The 17,542-nt window shown below is 72.5% G+C and carries 18 protein-coding genes; 9 read left to right on the top strand and 9 right to left on the bottom strand.

What is annotated here, in order from left to right:
* Positions 1-32: 32 nt before the first annotated feature.
* A complete protein-coding gene (locus ABT300_RS14745; protein WP_351675016.1) occupies positions 33-203 on the bottom strand; it encodes a hypothetical protein in 171 nt (56 codons plus the stop codon).
* 124 nt (positions 204-327) lie between these two features.
* On the opposite strand from ABT300_RS14745, the gene ABT300_RS14740 reads away from it, so the two are divergent.
* Both ABT300_RS14740 and ABT300_RS14735 read left to right on the top strand, forming a co-directional pair.
* Positions 328-1,161, top strand: a complete 834-nt coding sequence (locus tag ABT300_RS14740; RefSeq protein ID WP_351675013.1) for an SCO4651 family lipoprotein — start codon at positions 328-330, stop codon at positions 1,159-1,161.
* A gap of 121 nt (positions 1,162-1,282) precedes the next feature.
* Complete coding sequence (locus ABT300_RS14735) at positions 1,283-1,486, top strand: hypothetical protein (RefSeq protein WP_351675010.1); 204 nt, start codon at positions 1,283-1,285, stop codon at positions 1,484-1,486.
* Here ABT300_RS14735 and ABT300_RS14730 read toward each other — a convergent pair.
* Entirely contained in the window at positions 1,472-1,864 is a 393-nt protein-coding gene (locus ABT300_RS14730) for a metal-sensitive transcriptional regulator (RefSeq protein ID WP_351675007.1), read from the bottom strand. The genes ABT300_RS14735 and ABT300_RS14730 overlap by 15 nt on opposite strands.
* Positions 1,865-2,079: 215 nt before the next feature.
* On the opposite strand from ABT300_RS14730, the gene ABT300_RS14725 reads away from it, so the two are divergent.
* Together ABT300_RS14725 and ABT300_RS14720 are read left to right on the top strand one after the other, a co-directional pair.
* Positions 2,080-2,700 (top strand): DUF47 domain-containing protein, encoded by a 621-nt coding sequence (locus tag ABT300_RS14725; protein ID WP_057579445.1) that lies wholly within the window; start codon positions 2,080-2,082, stop codon positions 2,698-2,700.
* A gap of 7 nt (positions 2,701-2,707) precedes the next feature.
* Positions 2,708-3,706 carry an inorganic phosphate transporter gene (locus tag ABT300_RS14720; RefSeq protein WP_351675003.1) on the top strand — a complete coding sequence of 333 codons (999 nt, stop codon included), beginning with the start codon at positions 2,708-2,710 and terminating at the stop codon, positions 3,704-3,706.
* A 110-nt stretch (positions 3,707-3,816) separates the two neighbouring features.
* On the opposite strand, the gene pstB is transcribed toward ABT300_RS14720, so the two are convergent.
* From pstB to ABT300_RS14685, 7 genes are all read right to left on the bottom strand, one after another.
* Positions 3,817-4,593, bottom strand: coding sequence for a phosphate ABC transporter ATP-binding protein PstB (gene pstB / locus ABT300_RS14715; protein WP_351675001.1), 777 nt, complete (start codon positions 4,591-4,593; stop codon positions 3,817-3,819).
* Positions 4,594-4,678: 85 nt separating this feature from the next.
* Positions 4,679-5,734, bottom strand: coding sequence for a phosphate ABC transporter permease PstA (pstA, locus tag ABT300_RS14710; protein WP_351674998.1), 1,056 nt, complete (start codon positions 5,732-5,734; stop codon positions 4,679-4,681).
* Entirely contained in the window at positions 5,731-6,780 is a 1,050-nt protein-coding gene (gene pstC / locus ABT300_RS14705) for a phosphate ABC transporter permease subunit PstC (protein WP_351674995.1), read from the bottom strand. The genes pstA and pstC overlap by 4 nt, the downstream gene beginning before the upstream one ends.
* A 143-nt stretch (positions 6,781-6,923) precedes the next feature.
* Positions 6,924-8,054: a phosphate ABC transporter substrate-binding protein PstS gene (gene pstS / locus ABT300_RS14700; protein WP_351674992.1), complete on the bottom strand. Its 1,131-nt coding sequence runs from the start codon at positions 8,052-8,054 to the stop codon at positions 6,924-6,926.
* Between the two features lie 317 nt (positions 8,055-8,371).
* A complete protein-coding gene (locus ABT300_RS14695; RefSeq protein WP_351674989.1) occupies positions 8,372-8,824 on the bottom strand; it encodes an NUDIX hydrolase in 453 nt (150 codons plus the stop codon).
* 43 nt (positions 8,825-8,867) lie between these two features.
* The gene (locus tag ABT300_RS14690) at positions 8,868-10,268 is read right to left on the bottom strand and encodes a CHAD domain-containing protein (protein ID WP_351674986.1); all 1,401 of its coding nucleotides are present in this window, start codon (positions 10,266-10,268) and stop codon (positions 8,868-8,870) included.
* Entirely contained in the window at positions 10,249-12,480 is a 2,232-nt protein-coding gene (locus ABT300_RS14685) for an RNA degradosome polyphosphate kinase (RefSeq protein ID WP_351674983.1), read from the bottom strand. Before ABT300_RS14685 ends, ABT300_RS14690 begins: the two co-directional genes overlap by 20 nt.
* 340 nt (positions 12,481-12,820) lie before the next feature.
* Here ABT300_RS14685 and ABT300_RS14680 point away from each other — a divergent pair, with 340 nt between their 5' ends.
* The 5 genes from ABT300_RS14680 (at position 12,821) to ABT300_RS14660 (ending at position 17,515) form a co-directional block, all read left to right on the top strand.
* Positions 12,821-13,372 carry an RNA polymerase sigma factor gene (locus ABT300_RS14680; protein WP_351674980.1) on the top strand — a complete coding sequence of 184 codons (552 nt, stop codon included), beginning with the start codon at positions 12,821-12,823 and terminating at the stop codon, positions 13,370-13,372.
* 70 nt (positions 13,373-13,442) lie between these two features.
* Entirely contained in the window at positions 13,443-14,285 is an 843-nt protein-coding gene (locus tag ABT300_RS14675; RefSeq protein ID WP_351674977.1) for a zf-HC2 domain-containing protein, read from the top strand.
* Between the two features lie 61 nt (positions 14,286-14,346).
* Positions 14,347-15,264: an ABC transporter ATP-binding protein gene (locus ABT300_RS14670; RefSeq protein WP_351674974.1), complete on the top strand. Its 918-nt coding sequence runs from the start codon at positions 14,347-14,349 to the stop codon at positions 15,262-15,264.
* Positions 15,261-16,820 (top strand): ABC transporter permease, encoded by a 1,560-nt coding sequence (locus ABT300_RS14665; RefSeq protein ID WP_351674972.1) that lies wholly within the window; start codon positions 15,261-15,263, stop codon positions 16,818-16,820. The genes ABT300_RS14670 and ABT300_RS14665 overlap by 4 nt, the downstream gene beginning before the upstream one ends.
* Entirely contained in the window at positions 16,808-17,515 is a 708-nt protein-coding gene (locus ABT300_RS14660) for an ABC transporter (RefSeq protein ID WP_351674969.1), read from the top strand. Before ABT300_RS14665 ends, ABT300_RS14660 begins: the two co-directional genes overlap by 13 nt.
* The last annotated feature ends 27 nt before the right edge of the window (positions 17,516-17,542 follow it).

Genomic DNA, 17,542 nt, shown 5'->3' with positions numbered 1-17,542 from the left:
GCGGGGCGGGACCGGCCGGGCCGGCGGCCGGTCTAGCCGTGGACGTGGGTCTCCGCGTCCGACCTGGCCATGCTTCTCGCTCTGCGGGCCGGGCCGCGCCAGCCGCAGGTGCAGCTGGCGAGGCAGAAGCGGCCCTGTTCGACGGTCGTGGTGCGGTGTTCCCCGTCGGTGCGGGGCGAGGGCGAGCCGTCCTGCTGCGTCACATGGACAACGTTACCCAGCCGCGGCGGTCCGGCTTCCCTCCGGCCCGCGTGACGGCGGGCACCCGGCCGTCGTTAAGCGGAGCGACGGGGGGTCCGTGACGGACGTACCGGCTGGGGGTAGGCCATGGCGGAGCGGGGTCGGAGGAAGGCGGGCCGGGCGGTCCTGTCCGGGATCGTGGCCGGTGTCTGCGGGTGCGCCGCGGGGTGTTCCGCCGGTGGGGCCGTCGGCGAGGAAGGGCGGGCCGCCGATCCCGTGCAGACGCTGCACCGGGCCGCGGACGCCCTCGTCGCGGCGGGCACGTCGAAGGCCCGTACGTCGATGGAGATGGCCACCGGCGGGACCCTGGTGACCATCCGGGGGCAGGGCGTCTACGACTACCGCAGGCAGCTCGGGCAGTTGAAGGTGCTGCTGCCGCAGGACCCCGCGGGGACCGTCGAGCACCGTCCGATCACCGAACTCCTCGCCCCCGGGGCCCTGTTCATGAAGAACCGGGGAGCCGGGGTGCCGGACGACAAGTGGGTGCGGGTGGCGACGGCGACGCTGTCCGACGGGAATCTGGTGACCGGCGGGGCCACCGACCCGTTCGCCGCGGCCGAGGTGCTGCGCGGGACGCGCACCGCGAGGTACGTGGGGCGGACCGAGGTGGCCGGGACGGCGGTGCGGCACTACCGGGGCACCGCCGACCTGACGGCGGCCGCCGAGGGCGCGTCGGCGGGCGGCCGGGACGCGTTGCGGGCGGCGGCGAGGGGGTTCGCGACGGCTCGTGTGCCGTTCGACGTCTATCTCGACGACGAGGGGCGGATCCGCAAGATCCGGCACCGGTTCAGCTTTGTGAACGGGCAGCGGAAGGAGGCCGTCGCCGTCGCCTCGACGACCCTGCTGTACGACTTCGGCGCTCCCGTCCAGGTGCGGCTGCCGGCCGCGGACGACATCTACGCCGGGCGGATCGCGGAGTAGCCGGCTCCGCCCGGACAGAGTGTTTTCGGCCACAGGGCGGTCGTAAGGACTAGCCCGTCCGTGCCATGCGCGCCGTGTGGACCGCTCCCTACTCTAGGAAGCCGGTGACGGCAGAGACGAGGTGAGGCGCGTGGCTCCGGGCGGCGGCACGGCAGTTCAGGACCTCGTGGCCCTCGCCGAGATCGAACTGTGCGGGGAGCTGATCATCGCGGCCTCGGCCGCCGGAGAGGAACGGCTCAGCCTGGAGAGCATCGACGAGGTGCTGCGGGTGGGCGAGGAGCGGGCCGGGAGGCAGGGCGGCGCCGCGGGCTCAGGTGCGCAGTAGGCGGGCGATCGCCTTCGTCGCCTCTTCGACCTTCTCGTCGATCTCGTCGCCGCCCTTGAGCGCCGCGTCGGCGACGCAGTGCCGCAGGTGTTCCTCCAGGAGCTGCAGGGCGAAGGACTGCAGTGCCTTGGTGGAGGCGGACACCTGGGTGAGTATGTCGATGCAGTAGGTGTCCTCGTCCACCATGCGCTGCAGGCCGCGGATCTGGCCCTCGACGCGGCGCAGGCGCTTGAGGTGCTCGGCCTTCTGCTGGTGGTAGCCGTGGACGACTCCGGCCGGGTGCTCCGCGCGGTCCGCGTCATCCGCGTGCTCCGGGGCGGCGGGGGTGTGCGGGTCGGGGGCCGAGAGGGCTTCCGCGTCGGCCTCGGTGGTCGTCATCGTGCCCTCCAGCGCTCCGGCTCCAGACATATACCCCTACTGGGTATATGGTACCGAACTTCGACGGGAGCCGGGTCCTGGCCGGACGGTCCGGTCGCCCCCCTGCCGGGCCTCGCGGTCGATGGGCGACACTGGGGGGCGGCCCCATTAGCCGTGGCCGGATGATGCGCCTAGCATCAGCCTGACCGAAACCGATGCATCTTGAGGACCCCAACGTGCGCTTTCGTCTGACCCCCAGGGAGACGAGCTTCTATGACATGTTCGCCGCATCCGCGGACAACATCGTCACGGGCTCGAAACTCCTGATGGAACTGCTCGGGGCGGACCCCGCCGGCCGGGCCGAGATCGCAGAGCGCATGCGGGCCGCGGAACACGCAGGCGACGACGCGACGCACGCGATCTTCCATCAGCTGAACTCCTCGTTCATCACGCCGTTCGACCGCGAGGACATCTACAACCTCGCGTCCTCCCTCGACGACATCATGGACTTCATGGAGGAGGCCGTCGACCTGGTCGTCCTCTACAACGTGGAGGAACTGCCCAAGGGCGTCGAGCAGCAGATCGAGGTGCTGGCGCGGGCGGCGGAGCTGACGGCCGAGGCGATGCCGAACCTGCGGACCATGGAGAACCTCACCGAGTACTGGATCGAGGTCAACCGGCTCGAGAACCAGGCCGACCAGATCCACCGCAAGCTGCTCGCGCATCTCTTCAACGGCAAGTACGAGGCCATCGAGGTGCTCAAGCTGAAGCAGATCGTGGATGTGCTGGAGGAGGCCGCCGACGCCTTCGAGCACGTGGCCAACACGGTGGAGACCATCGCGGTCAAGGAGTCCTGAGCCCTTCATGGACACCTTCGCTCTGATCGTGACCATCGGCGTCGCGCTCGGATTCACCTACACCAACGGTTTTCACGACTCCGCGAACGCGATCGCCACGTCGGTCTCCACCCGGGCGCTGACGCCGCGCGCCGCACTGGCCATGGCCGCGGTGATGAACCTCGCCGGCGCGTTCCTCGGCAGCGGCGTCGCGCACACCGTCAGCAAGGGGCTGATCGAGACCCCCGACGGTTCCACGGGCATGGCGATCCTGTTCTCCGCGCTGGTCGGGGCGATCGTGTGGAACCTCGTCACCTGGTACTTCGGGCTGCCCTCGTCCTCGTCCCACGCCCTGTTCGGAGGGATGGTGGGCGCCGCGCTGGCGGGCGGCACGGCCGTCATCTGGTCCGGGGTGCTCGACAAGGTCGTCATTCCGATGTTCCTGTCGCCGGTGGTGGGACTCGTCGCGGGCTACCTGGTGATGACCGCCATCCTGTGGATGTTCCGGCGGGCCAATCCGCACAAGGCCAAGAGGGGTTTCCGCATAGCCCAGACGGTGTCCGCGGCCGCCATGGCGCTGGGGCACGGTCTGCAGGACGCGCAGAAGACGATGGGCATCGTGGTGATGGCGCTCGTCATCGGCGACGTCCAGAGCGCGGACGCGCCGATCCCGGTGTGGGTGAAGATCGCGTGCGCCGTGATGCTGTCGCTCGGGACGTACGCGGGCGGCTGGCGCATCATGCGCACGCTCGGACGGAAGATCATCGAGCTGGACCCGCCCCAGGGCTTCGCCGCGGAGACGACCGGGGCGTCGATCATGTTCACCACGGCGTTCCTGTTCAAGGCGCCGATCTCCACCACGCATGTGATCACCTCGGCGATCATGGGCGTGGGCGCGACGAAGCGGATCAACGCCGTGCGCTGGGGAGTCGCCAAGAACATCGTGCTGGGCTGGTTCATCACGATGCCGGCGGCGGCGGTCGTCGCCGCGTGCGCCTTCTGGCTCGTGGATCTGGCCTTCCTGTAGGGCCCTGTCCGCACGTTCACGGCAGGGAAAGGGCCCGCCCCCGGGAGCAGGGGCGGGCCCTTTCGTGTGCCTCGCGGTGGCACCGCCATGCAGCACCGCGAGGGGTCCGGTCAGCCGAAGCGGCCCGAGATGTAGTCCTCGGTGGCCTGCACCGACGGGTTGGAGAAGATGCGCGCGGTGTCGTCCAGCTCGATCAGCTTGCCGGGCTGGCCGACCGCGGCCAGGTTGAAGAAGGCCGTGCGGTCGGAGACGCGCGCCGCCTGCTGCATGTTGTGCGTCACGATGACGATCGTGAAGCGTTCCTTCAGCTCGCCGATCAGGTCCTCGATGGCGAGCGTCGAGATGGGGTCGAGGGCCGAGCAGGGCTCGTCCATCAGCAGGACCTTCGGCTCCACCGCGATGGCGCGGGCGATGCACAGACGCTGTTGCTGGCCGCCCGACAGGCCCGAGCCCGGCTTGTTCAGGCGGTCCTTGACCTCGTTCCACAGGTTGGCGCCCTGAAGGGACTTCTCGACGATGTCGGCCAGTTCGCTCTTCTTGTACGAGCCGTTCAGCCGCAGGCCGGCCGCCACGTTGTCGAAGATCGACATGGTGGGGAACGGGTTCGGGCGCTGGAAGACCATGCCGACCTCGCGGCGGACCGAGACCGGGTCCACGCCCGCGCCGTACAGGTCCTCGTCGTCCAGCAGCACCTTGCCCTCGACGCGGCCGCCCGACGTCACCTCGTGCATGCGGTTCAGCGTGCGAAGGAACGTGGACTTGCCGCAGCCGGAGGGGCCGATGAAGGCGGTGACCGAGCGCGGCTCCACGGTCATCGAGATGTCGTCGATCGCCTTGTGGGATCCGTAGTAGGCGGTCAGTCCGCTGACGTCGATTCGCTTGGCCATGTCTTCCACTTCACTTCCGGTCGTATGGATCAGTCGCTGTATGGCCGCTTCAGCGACCCGGCAACGCGGCGGCAGCCGCGCGGTGTCAGCGTGGGGCCTTCCAGCGGGCGATGCCGCGGGCCACCAGGTTGAGGATCATCACGAAGGCGATCAGCGTGAGCGACGCCGCCCAGGCGCGGTCGTAGGCCGCCGTCGAGCCCGCGCTCTGCGCGTACTGCTGGTAGATGTACAGCGGCAGCGACGCCTGCGCGCCCTCGAAGGGGTTGGCGTTGATGAACGGGTTGCCGAAGACCAGCAGCAGCACCGGGGCCGTCTCGCCCGCGATACGGGCGATCGCCAGCATCACGCCCGTGATGATGCCTCCGATGGACGTCGGGACGACCACCTTCAGGATCGTGCGCCACTTGGGGACCCCCAGGGCCAGCGAGGCCTCGCGCAGCTCGTTCGGGACGAGCTTCAGCATCTCCTCCGTGGAGCGCACGACCACCGGCATCATCAGGATCGCCAGGGCGAGGGAGCCCGCGAAGCCGAAGGGCTGCAGGTCGAGCATCAGCATCAGGCTGAGGATGAACAGGCCCGCCACGATGGAGGGGATGCCGGTCATGACGTCGACGAAGAACGTGACCGCCTTCGCCAGGCCGCCCCGGCCGTACTCGACCAGGTAGATCGCCGTCAGGATGCCGACGGGGGCGCCGATCGCCGTGGCGAGCCCCACCTGCTCCAGGCTGCCGAGGATCGCGTGGTAGATGCCGCCGCCGGGCTCGCTGTCCGCGACGACGCCCATCGAGTGGGTCAGGAAGTAGACGTCCAGGACCTTCACGCCGCGCGCGATCGTCGTCCACAGGAGGGAGACGAGCGGGACCACGGCCAGCAGGAACGCCACCCAGACCAGGCTCGTCGCCACCCGGTCCTTGGCCTGGCGGCGGCCCTCCACCTTCGCGGCGACGCCGTAGGTCCCGAGGACGAAGAGGAGACCGGCGATCAGGCCCCACTGGACCTTGCTGTCCAGGCCGCCGACGACGCCGACGCCGACGGCGAGGACGAGGGATCCCCCGGCGATGGCCCAGGGCGACCACTTCGGCAGGCTCGCGCCGCGGAGCGTGCTCGGGGACTTGTCGGCTACTGCGCTTGCGTGGCTCATGCGTTGGCCCCCGAGTACTCCTTGCGACGGGCGATGATCATGCGCGCCGCGCCGTTGACCAGCAGGGTGATGACGAACAGGACCAGGCCGGAGGCGATGAGCGCGTCACGGCCGAACTCCGTCGCCTCGTTGAACTTGCTGGCGATGTTCTGGGCGAAGGTGCCGCCGCCCGGGTTCAGCAGGCTGGCGTGGATGTCGAAGTCGGGGGAGAGGACCGTGGCCACGGCCATCGTCTCGCCGAGCGCGCGGCCGAGGCCGAGCATCGAGGCCGAGATGACTCCGGAGCGGCCGAAGGGGATCACCGCCATGCGGATGACCTCCCAGCGGGTGGCGCCCAGCGCCAGGGCCGCCTCCTCGTGCATCTGCGGGACCTGGCGGAACACCTCGCGGCTGACGTTGGTGATGACCGGAAGGATCATCACGGCCAGCAGGATGCCCACCGTGAGCATCGAGCGCGGGGCTCCCTGGTCCCAGGAGAAGACTCCGGTCCAGCCCAGGTAGCGGTCCAGCCAGCCGAACAGGCCGTCCATGTGCGGCACGAGGACGAGGGCGCCCCAGAGGCCGTACACGATGGACGGGACGGCGGCGAGCAGGTCGATCACGTACGCGACGGGGCCGCTCATGCGGCGCGGGGCGTAGTGGGTGATGAAGAGGGCGATCGCGACGGCGATCGGGACCGCGATGACCATCGCGATGACCGACGAGACCACCGTGCCGAAGGCGAGGACCGCGATGCCGAACTTCGGCGGCACGAGGCTGGTGTTCCACTCGAACGCCGTCAGGAAGTTGGCGTCGTCCTTGCTGATGGCGAGGCTCGCGCGGTAGGCGAGGAACACCGCGATCGCGGCCATGATCGCCAGCAGGAAGATGCCCGAACCGCGCGAGAGGGCCAGGAAGATCCTGTCCCCGGGCCGGGTCGCGCCGCGGGCCGCGCGCTTCTCCTCGGCCGTCTCGGGGGGCAGGCCGGCGGAGAGGGCCGGCGAGTCCTGCGGGCCCGTGGGGCGTGGGGCGTCGTCGGTGTCTGACTTCTGCGTCTCTATGTCCATGGGGGTCTCCGGTCTGCGGAGCCGCCTGTTGGTGTGGGCGGCTCGGGTGGGGCCGGATCGCGGGCGGCGGCCCCTGGCGGCGGTGCACCGGACGGGTGCGGTCCGGACCGGGTCGACCCCGGCGCCGGACCGCACCGCTCAGATCAGCTCAGGCCCTCGATGGTGGTGCGGACCTTGGCGATGATGGCGTCGGGGATCGGCGCGTAGTCGATGCCCGACAGGATGCCCTGGCCGTCCGCGCTGGCGATGTAGCGCAGGAACGCCTTGGTGGCGGGCAGGGTGTCGGCCTTGTTGCCCTTGTCGCAGGCGATCTCGTACGTCACCAGGGTGAGCGGGTAGGCGCCGTCGGCCTTGGTGTTGTAGTCCAGCTTCAGCGACAGGTCGCTGCCGGTGCCGACGACCTGCGCGGCGGCGACGGCCTTGGTGGCGCCGTCGGAGGAGGGCTTGACCGGGGCCGCGGCGCCGGTGTTGACGGCGACGGTGCCGAGGCCGTCCTTGGCGTAGGACAGCTCCATGTAGCCGATCGCGCCGTTGGTCTGCTTGACGCCCTGCGCGACGCCGGAGGAGCCGGCCGCGGCCTGGCCGCCCTTGGCCTGCCAGGCCTTGCCGCCGGAGTACTTCCAGTCGTTCGGGGCGGCGGCGATCAGGTACTTGGTGAAGTTGTCCGTGGTGCCGGACTCGTCCGAGCGGTGGTACGGCTGGATCTTCAGGTCGGGCAGCGTGGCGCCCGCGTTGAGCTTGGCGATCGCCGGGTCGTTCCACTTGGTGATCTTGCCGTCGAAGATCTTGGCGATCGTGGAGGCGTCGAGCACCAGGTTGTCCACGCCGGAGACGTTGTAGGCGACGGCGATCGGGCCGGCCACCATCGGCAGGTCGATGCCCTGGCCGCCCTTGCAGACGGACTTGGAGGCGGCGACGGCGTCGGGCTTCAGCGCGGAGTCCGAGCCGGCGAAGGCGACCTGGCCCTGCGTGAACGCGGTGACGCCCGCGCCGGAGCCGGAGCCCTTGTAGTTGACCTGGACGCCGGAGCAGGCCTGCGTGAAGTTCTTCACCCAGGCGTCGATCGCGTTCTTCTGCGCGGAGGAGCCGTCGGCGAGCAGCTGGCCCTTGGCGTCGTCGCACTTGATCGAACCGGCGGCCGCGGTCGCGGAGGACTTGCCGCCGTCGGCCTTGGTGCCGGTGTCGTCGGAGCCGCACGCCGTGAGGGCCAGGGCGCCGGAGACGGCGAGAGCACCGAGGGAGAGAGCCCGCCGGTTCATGCGCTGAAGCTTCACTTGAGGAAGGTCCTTCCAGGAGCCGCCGTCCTGAATCCGGCGGCGTGCGGTGGGTGCGAAGTCTGTTTGGTGTGGACGCGTCCCCTTGGTCGCGTGCCGCACCGGGTAAGGCTGAAATTAGGCAGATCAGGTGAAGGCGCTCACGGACGGGAGTGAACGGGGGGTGAACCCCTGGGGACGGTGCGGTGAGGTCACGGAAAGCTCACGCCGAGGACACGGAGCGGTACCGGTGCGGGAGGGAGCGGCGGTGGGGCGAGGGTCGGGCGTGGGCTGCCGAAACCTCGGGAATCAGCCGTCGGCCGTGGGCCTTCGCACCCTTATGCCAGGTGCAGGACCTGCAGCAGCGCGTCCACGAGGGTGCGGTCCCTCGGCTGGGTGAGCCGCAGACGGGCGGCGGGCGGCGGCAGCCAGAGGAGGCGGTCGACCTCGTCGTTCGGGGTGAAGGCCCCGGAGACGGCCTCCGCCGCCCAGTAGTGGACCTGCTTCGGGCGGCCGTTCGCCTCGTAGTCCACGGTCGGCAGGGGCGCGCCGGGGGCGGCCCGGTGACCGGTCTCCTCCTCGACCTCGCGCAGGGCTCCCGCGAGCGGGTCCTCGTCGCGTTTCAGCTTGCCCTTCGGGTGCGACCAGTCGTCGTACTTGGGGCGGTGCACGAGACACACCTCCAGGCCGTCGTCCGTCGGCGCGCGACGCCACAGCACGCAGCCGGCCGCCTGCACGGGGGCGGCGTCGAGGGCGTCGGGGGCTTCGTCGGGGTTCCTCGCCGTGCTCACCGGTGCTCACCGCCTGTCGGGTAGGGGTGCGGGGTCTGGTCGGTCAGGTCGTCGTGACGGGTTGTCGCTGCCAGCAGCGCTGGAACGCGTACCGTGCCGCCTCCACCTCGTGCCGCTGGTCCGCGTGCAGCACGCCGAGCGCGTACGCCGTCGCGGGCGCGATCCGGGGCGTCCGGGCCGCCTGCGCCGCGGCGGACGCCGCCTCAGAGGCGTCCCGGTGCCGGTCCAGGGCGGCGCCGGCGGTCGTCAGACGGACGTCGCCCTGCGCGGCGTCCGGTCCCTCCAGGACCTCGCATGCGTACCGGTGCAGACGCAGCAGGAGACGGACGTGGTGCCAGGGCGCATCCTGCGGGTGCGGGGCCTCGTCCGCGGAGAGGCCGTGGATCAAGGCCTCCGCGTTGTAGGGGCTGCCCGCGGTGACCAGCGGCAGCGCGGCGACGGCGTCGGCGAGGCGCTGCTCGGCCGCGGCGGCGAAGGGGCGCAGGTCGGCGGCGGAGGCGGCCGGTGTGAGGGGGACCTCGCTGGCGAGGACGGCGGCCCTGTCCGCCACGGCGTGGAAGCGGGAGGAGCCGAGGGCCTGCAGGGCGGTCGAGTGGGCGCGGGTGCGGGCGAGGGTGAGCTGACGGTCCAGAAGGGCGCCGGCCTTCGCCGCGCCGACGGTGAGGTGGCCGCGGTCGGGGAGCGCGGCGGAGGTGGATGCGGGCGCGTGGTGCGCGGCGGCGGGACGGGCGTCGGCGGCGCGGGGAGCCGTGCCGGGACGGGAGGCGGTGTCGGCGGCGTCGGCGCGCGAGGCGGTCGCGCTGCGGGAGGCGGCCGGGGTGCGGGCGCCGGCCGGGACGGCGGTGAGGGTCCCGGCCTGCGCGCCTCTCGCACCGCGCGTCCCGGTACGGGCGTCGGTCGCGGTACGGGCGTCGGTCGCGCCGGCCGTGGGAGGAGGGGGGTCGGGCAGGACGGGAGCCCCGGGTGCGGCCGCACCGCCCGGTGCTCCCGGGGCGGCCGGTGCGGACGACGCGTGCGGCGTGGGCGGCGGCACCAGCACCGCCGCGGGCTGCGGGGCCGCGCCGGACAGGCGGTTCAGGGCGAGCAGCAGGCGTTCCAGGCGGGCTCCGTAGGCGTGCTCCAGGGCCAGCGTGGCGGACAGCCAGGACAGTTCGGACCGGAGCGCCTCCGACCACTCGGCGTCGAGGAGGGGGCGGAAGGTGCGCAGACTGCCGCTGATGCGGCGGGCCGAGCGGCGCAGGGCGCGCGCCGCGTCGTCCCGTTCCTCCGCGCCGCTCGCCGGGGAGTGCGACGCGCCGTGCGACGCCGCGCTCCCCGCCTCGCGGTGCTGGCGCAGCGCGCGGAGGAACTCCGTGCCCTGGGCCCGCAGGTAGCCGTCGAGGGCGTCCCCGGTGGTGACGGGCCCGGCCGCGGAGGCCGTCAGATCATGGTGTCGCTGTGCCACGCCGGCGCCTCCGGGCGTCTATGAGCATCTCCTGGACGTTGCGCAGGGGGCCGCCTTCCGCGTCCGTCGCGTGCCGCGTCCACTCGCCGTCGGGACCGAGGTGCCAGGACGCGGTGGCGTCGGACATGCCCGTCTCCAGGAACCGGTTCAAGGTCGCCCGGTGCGCGGGGTCGGTGACCCTGACCAGGGCCTCGATACGGCGGTCGAGGTTGCGGTGCATCATGTCGGCGCTGCCGATCCACACCTCGGGCTCCCCGCCGTTGCCGAAGCCGAAGACGCGGGAGTGCTCGAGGAAGCGGCCGAGGATGGAGCGGACCCGGATGTTGTCCGACAGGCCCGGCACGCCCGGGCGCACCGCGCAGATGCCGCGCACCCAGACGTCGACCGGCACGCCCGCCTGCGACGCCCGGTACAGGGAGTCGATGAGCGCTTCGTCGACGATGGAGTTGACCTTGATGCGGACGTGTGCGGGCCGTCCGGCGCGGTGGTGCTGGATCTCCTTGTCGACCCGGGAGATCAGTCCGTCGCGCAACGACTTGGGGGCGACGAGCAGGCGTCGGTACGTCTCGCGGCGCGAGTAGCCGGACAGCCGGTTGAAGAGGTCGGAGAGGTCCGCGCCGACCTGCGGGTCGGCGGTGAGCAGGCCGAGGTCCTCGTAGAGCCGGGCCGTCTTCGGGTGGTAGTTGCCCGTGCCGACGTGGCAGTAGCGCCGCAGCGTCTCGCCCTCCTGGCGGACCACCAGCGACAGCTTGCAGTGGGTCTTCAGGCCGACGAGGCCGTACACGACGTGGCAGCCGGCCTCTTCCAGCTTGCGCGCCCACCGGATGTTGGCGTGCTCGTCGAAGCGGGCCTTGATCTCGACCAGGACGAGGACCTGCTTGCCCGACTCCGCGGCCTCGATGAGCGCGTCCACTATCGGCGAGTCGCCCGAGGTGCGGTACAGGGTCTGCTTGATGGCGAGGACGTCCGGGTCCATCGCCGCCTGCTCCAGGAAGGCCTGCACGGACGTCGAGAAGGAGTCGTACGGGTGGTGCAGCAGGACGTCCCGGCTGCGCAGCGCGGCGAAGATGTCCGGCGGGGACGCCGACTCGACCTCCGCGAGGTCGCGGTGGGTGCCTGCGATGAACTTCCGGTACTTCAGCTCGGGCCGGTCGAGGCCGTGGATGCGGAAGAGGCCGGTGAGGTCGAGGGGGCCGGGGAGCGGGTAGACCTCCGCCTCGGAGATCTTCAGCTCGCGCACCAGGAGGTCGAGCACCTCGCGGTCGATGGACTCCTCGACCTCCAGGCGCACCGGCGGCCCGAAACGGCGGCGCATGAGCTCCTTCTCCAGGGCCTGGAGCAGGTTCTCGGCGTCGTCCTCCTCGACTTCGAGGTCCTCGTTGCGGGTGAGCCGGAAGGCGTGGTGCTCCAGCACCTCCATGCCCGGGAAGAGCTCCTCGAGGTGGGCGCCGATGACGTCCTCGATGGGGACGTACCGGCCCGGCGAGCTCTCCAGGAAGCGGGACAGCAGCGGGGGCACCTTGACGCGCGCGAAGTGCTTGTGGCCGCTGACCGGGTTGCGCACGACGACCGCGAGGTTGAGCGAGAGACCCGAGATGTACGGGAAGGGGTGGGCGGGGTCCACGGCGAGGGGCGTGAGGACGGGGAAGATCTGGTGCCGGAAGAGGGTGAAGAGGCGGGCCTGCTCCTTCTCCGTCAGCTCGTTCCAGCGGACCAGGTGGATGCCCTCCTCCGCGAGGGCGGGGGCGATGTCCTCGTGGTAGGTCGCGGCGTGCCGGGCCATGAGCTCACGCGAGCGGGCCCAGATCATCTCCAGCACCTCGCGGGGCTGGAGGCCGGAGGCGGAGCGGGTGGCGACGCCGGTGGCGATGCGGCGCTTCAGTCCGGCCACCCGGACCATGAAGAACTCGTCCAGGTTGCTGGCGAAGATGGCCAGGAAGTTCGCCCGCTCGAGCAGGGGCGTGTCGGGGTCCTCGGCGAGTTCCAGGACCCGTTCGTTGAACGCGAGCCAGCTGCGCTCCCGGTCGAGGAAACGACCTTGCGGCAGCTGAGGGCCGTCGTAGGGGGCCTCCTCGTAGGTGTCGAGGTCGGCGTCGATGTCTGGCTCCAGATCGGAGACGACGGCAGCCACGGTGTGCGGGCGGTGCGCGGCTATGGAGCCCACGGAGGGCTGCGCGTGCTGGACCTCGGCCTGGGTGTCTGACTGGCTCATGAACCCATTCTTCCGCGCGAACAGCGAGACAGGCGCGTCGGAATGTGCGGGCGGGATCGCGGCGGAGCCTCCGTGGGGCTGATTTGCCTCGGGAGGCGGCGAAGGCTCGGGCACGGCGGGCTTCATTGACAGAGCGTTGCAAGGTCGTCTTAACCGACGGTTACGGCGACATGGCGTGCGGGATATCGGGGGGCGGCCCGCGAGGGTCGAAAGTGTTCGAATACCGTTCGAACGGACGAGTGAATGAACGGTGAGCGGGTGAACGGGAGTGGGGGATGGTGCGCGGAAAATCGTGCGGCGGATCGTGAACCGATCGGCGGGGCCGATCCGATGAGGTGTTGTGAGCGAGACGAGAAGCGACGGGGAGCTGCTGCGGGCCATCGCGGCGGACCGGGACCGTCCTGCCTTCGAGGAGCTGTACCGGCGGTACGCGCCCTGGCTGACCGCGCGCATGCGCGGCCGCTGTGCCGACGCGGGGATAGTCGACGACGTCGTCCAGGAGACGTTCCTCGCGGTGTGGCGCGGCACCGCCCGCCATCGCGAGGAGGGCTTCTCCGGCGACGCCGCCGGCTGGCTGTGGCGCATCGCCGCACGCCGGCTGGTCGACGCCGTGCGCGGCGACGGGGCGCGCGGCAGGCTGCGCCAGGCGCTGTCCCGGCTGCGCCACCGGGACGAGGCCTCGGCGGAGGAGCGCGTGCTCGCGGGGGTGGAGCACGGGGACCTCGCCGGGGCGCTCACCCGCCTCTCGCCGGAGCTGCGGGCCGTCCTGCAGGCGACCGTCATCGACGGGCTCACCACCCGGGAGGCGGCCGTCGTGCTCGGCATCCCGCCCGGCACCGTCAAGACGCGGGCCCTGCGCGCCCGCAAGCACCTGCGGGAGGCGCTGGCATGAGGCGGTACGTCCGCGGAAGAGACCCGCGCGCCCGCGTGGGCGACGAACGGCAGCCGAGGGAGGCACGGGCATGACGTGGCACGTCGCAGAAGAGGATCTGCGCGCCTACGCGCAGGGCGAGCTGTCCCCGCCGCTGCTGTGGTCCGCCGACGCCCATCTGACCGGATGCGCCGAGTGCCGGGCCCGGCTGGCGGAGGCCGCCGACCCGGTCGCGCTGGACGCCGGATGGGCACGGCTGGACGCCGAGCTGGACGCGCCGCGGCCCAGCCTGCTCGAGCGGACGCTGGTGCGGCTCGGGGTGGCCGACCACACCGCGCGGCTGCTCGCGGCGACCCCGGTGCTGCGCCGCTCCTGGCTGCTGTCGGTGCTGTTCCTGCTCGTCATGACGGTGCTGGCGGTGCGCCTCGCGGGCCAGCCCGCACTGTTCCTGGCGCTGGCCCCGCTCCTCCCGCTCGCCGGGGTAGCCCTGTCGTACGGCCCGTCCCTCGACCCGACCTACGAGATGGCCGTCGTCGCCCCGACACACGGCTTCCGGCTGCTCATGATCCGCACGGTCGCGGTGCTCACGGCGGGCCTGGCGCTCAACGGCCTGGCCACGCTGGCCCTGCCGGGATACGGGCTGCTGGCCCTGGCGTGGCTGCTGCCCGCGCTCGCCCTCACCGGCGCCGGCCTCGCGCTGACCGCCCGGCTGGGCCCGGTCCTCGGGCCCTCCCTGGTCGGCGTCGCCTGGGTGACGGTGCTGGCGGTGGCCCGCGTCCAGACGCCGCCGCACGACACGCTCGCCCCGTTCACTGCGGCGGGCCAGGGCGCCGCGGCCACGGTGGCGGTCCTCGCCGCTCTGCTGCTCCACCGGGTCCGCGACCGCTTCGACACCCGTCCCCTGGGCGGCTTCCCGGCCGACGGCGCCGGATGACCCGCCCTCCGTCGCGCCGAGCCCGCCCCCGACCTCCCGCCGGATCTCCAGGAGACCTCGCATGACCACCACGCCCACCCCGGGCCCCGCCTCCGGGTCCACGCCGGCCCCCGCCTCCGGGCCCGCCACCGTGACGGCCGTCGACCTGTCCCTGCGCTTCGGGGGGACCCGCGCCCTGGACGGCGTCTCGCTGCGGCTGGGCCGCGGCGTCACCGGGCTGCTCGGGCCGAACGGGGCGGGCAAGACGACCCTGTTGCGGGTGCTGGCCACGGCGGCGCCGCCGGACGGCGGGCGGTTCACCGCCCTCGGCCACGACCCCGGCACCGCCTCCGGACGCCTCGCCCTGCGCCGCACGCTCGGCTATCTGCCCCAGACCCCCGGATTCCACCCCGACTTCACGGCCTTCGACTTCGTCGACTACGTGGCGATCCTGAAGGAGCTCACCGACCGCGCCGCCCGGCACCGCGAGGTGCGCCGCCTGCTGGACGCCGTCGATCTCTCCGATGTGCGCGGCAAGCGCCTCAAGCGGCTCTCCGGAGGCATGCGGCAGCGCGTCGCCCTGGCCGCCGCGCTCCTCGGCGAACCGGGCTTCCTCGTGCTGGACGAACCGACCGTCGGTCTCGACCCCGAACAGCGCATGCGCTTTCGCGAGCTGATCGCCCAGGCCGGCGAGGGCCGCACCGTCCTGCTGTCCACGCACCAGACCGAGGACGTGGCGATGCTCTGCCACCGGGTGATCGTCCTGGCCGGCGGCCGTGTCCGCTTCGAGGGCACCCCGGCCGAGCTGACCGCCCGCGCCGCCGGCCGGGTCTGGAGCGGCGCCCGCCGCGACCCGGGCGCCCTGGCCGGCTGGCGCACCGGCGCCGGCACGTTCCGCAACGTCGGCGAACCGCCCGAGGGCGCCGACCTCGTCGAACCCACCCTCGAGGACGGCTACCTGCTCGTCCTCGACGGCGAGAGCGCGGTGGCGACGGCATGAGCGCCACGACCGCGACACTCGACGACCCCGCTCGCACGCTCGCCGAGCCGCCGCGCGAGGCCCGCCGCACCCGAGCCGTCCTCGGTCTCGCCCGCTTCGAGGCCCGCGAACTGCTGCATCAGGCCCCGGTGCCGGTGTTCTTCGCCCTGTACGTCGGCCTCGTCGTCCTGCGGCTGGTGAGCAGGGACGGCATGGACGCCTACCCGGTCCTCAACACGGTCGACCGGCGCAGCCAGGGGGCGCCGCTGCTGTTCGCCGTCGCCCTGCTCGTCTGCGTCAACGTGGCCGCGCTGCGCTCGCGCAAGCACGGCACCGTGCAGCAGTTCGGGGTCCTGGCCATGGAGCCGTGGCGGCGTGTCCTCGCACATCTGCTGTCCGTGGTGCCGTACGCGGCGCTGACCGCGGGCGTCGTCGCCGTCGAGTTCGGATGGGAGGCGCACAAGCCCGGAGCCATCGGGCACGGTTCGCTCGGAGAGCTCGCCGTCGCCCCGCTGACCGTGCTGTTCGCCGGGGTCGTCGGGGTGCTGCTGGCCCGACTGCTGCCCTCGTCGTTCGTCCCGCTGCTGTTCGTCATCGCCTTCTACGTCGTCGCGCTCCTCGCCTCGGCGGCCGGCGCCGAGGGCAAGCGGGCGGGCTGGCTCTCGCCGGTCGTCTTCGTCGCCGAGACGGGCGGCGATCCGGTGCCCTCCGATCTGCTGGGCCGCCCCGCCGGCTGGCACGCGCTGTACGTGACGGCGCTGTGCGTCCTGCTGGCCTGCGCGGCGCTGCTGAAGGCCGGCGGCCGCACCCGAGCCGTCAAGGCGGCGACGGCCCTCGCGCTGGCGGCTGTCGTGACCGGCGTGATCGGCCAGTCCTCGCAGGACACGGCGGCCCTGGCCGGGGCGCGCACGACGGCGTCCGACTCTCCGCAGAAGGTCCAATCGTGCACGACCGTCGAGGGCTCGCGGTACTGCGCGTTCCCCGAGTGGAGCGGGGTGCGGTCCGAGTGGGCCGGGGTCGTCGAACGGGTCCGCTCCCTCGCGGGCGGCGAAGCGGCGACCGCCTCCCTGACGGTCCGCCAGCACATCGACGCCCGGGGCGAAGTGGAGGTCGACGCCACCCTCACGCCCTCCACCGTCCCCGGCCAGGTCACGGTAGGCACCCGCTGGGGCGGCAACCGCGTCCCGGAGTTCGCCGTCGGCGTCGCCACCGTCCTGGTGGCCGGCGCCGAGGCGGCGACGGAGCAGGAGATGTGCCGCGACGCTCGCCCGATCACGATCATGTGGCTGGTCCTGGGCGCCGACCCGACGCCGTCGGACACCTTCCGGCGCGTGCGTCTGAGCGACAGCACGGAGGGCTCGGGCCTGGTCCTCGCGCCGACGAACGGACTGAGCATGACGGCGGCGCAGTCGACGGTGGTCCGCGAACTGTTGGCCCGTCCGCGCGCCGAGGTGAGCGCCCGGGTCAAGGCCCACTGGGCGGAACTGACGTCCACGGCGACGTCCCCGGCCGAGGCGGCGAAGCTGCTGGGGGTCGCGGCGCCGCACGAGACGGAGGCGCAGTCGTGCGAGGAGTGACGCTGCGGGCCCTCGCGGCGCCGGTGTGGCGCAGCCTTCCTTGGCGGGCGCTGATCGCGGCGGGCGGGCTGGGCCTGCTGCTGGCGAGCACCGCACGCCTGCCCGACCGGGCGCCGGATCCCGAGCTGGGCCGGCTGGTGCTGCGCCTCACGGCGCTCACCGGCGCCCTGGGCCTGGCCTTCCTGCTGGACGACCCGGCCCGGCGCACGACCGCGGCGACCCCGGTGGGCCGTGCCTCCCGGGCGGCCCTGCGCCTGGCGTTGGCCGCCCCCGTCGCGGCCCTGTGGTGGACGGCGGCCGTGCTCCTGGTGCCGGCCCCGAACCGCCCGGACCTGATCCCGGCCACCGTCGAAGCCGCGGCGACGGCGTGCGCGGCGCTCGCCCTGGCCACGCTCGCCGTCCGCTTCACGGAGGCGGCGGAGGTGGGCAGGGCAGCGGCCGTCCGGCTGGGAGCGGCGGCCGGAGCAGCGCTCCTGGTCCCCGACCGCTGGGGCCTGCTGGGCACACCGGCCGACCCCTGGTGGCAGGCGACGCAGCTCCGATGGGCGGCCGTGCTGGCGCTGGCGCTGACGCTGTGCGCGACGGGAACCGGCGAGCCGGTCCGGCGACGGTACCGAAGACCGGTCCGGCAGGCCCGCCCCCACCGGCAGCTGAGGCGGGACCGGACCAGCACCGAAGCGGCGCCCCCGGGGTGACCGACACCCGGGTGCGGACATGCCGGG

Origin of the sequence: Streptomyces sp. NPDC001027 (genome assembly GCF_040299045.1) — a bacterium.
Taxonomy (GTDB): Bacteria; Actinomycetota; Actinomycetes; order Streptomycetales; family Streptomycetaceae; genus Streptomyces.
The sequence above is the reverse complement of the archived record's forward strand: the minus strand, read 5'-3'. Positions and strand labels throughout refer to the sequence as shown.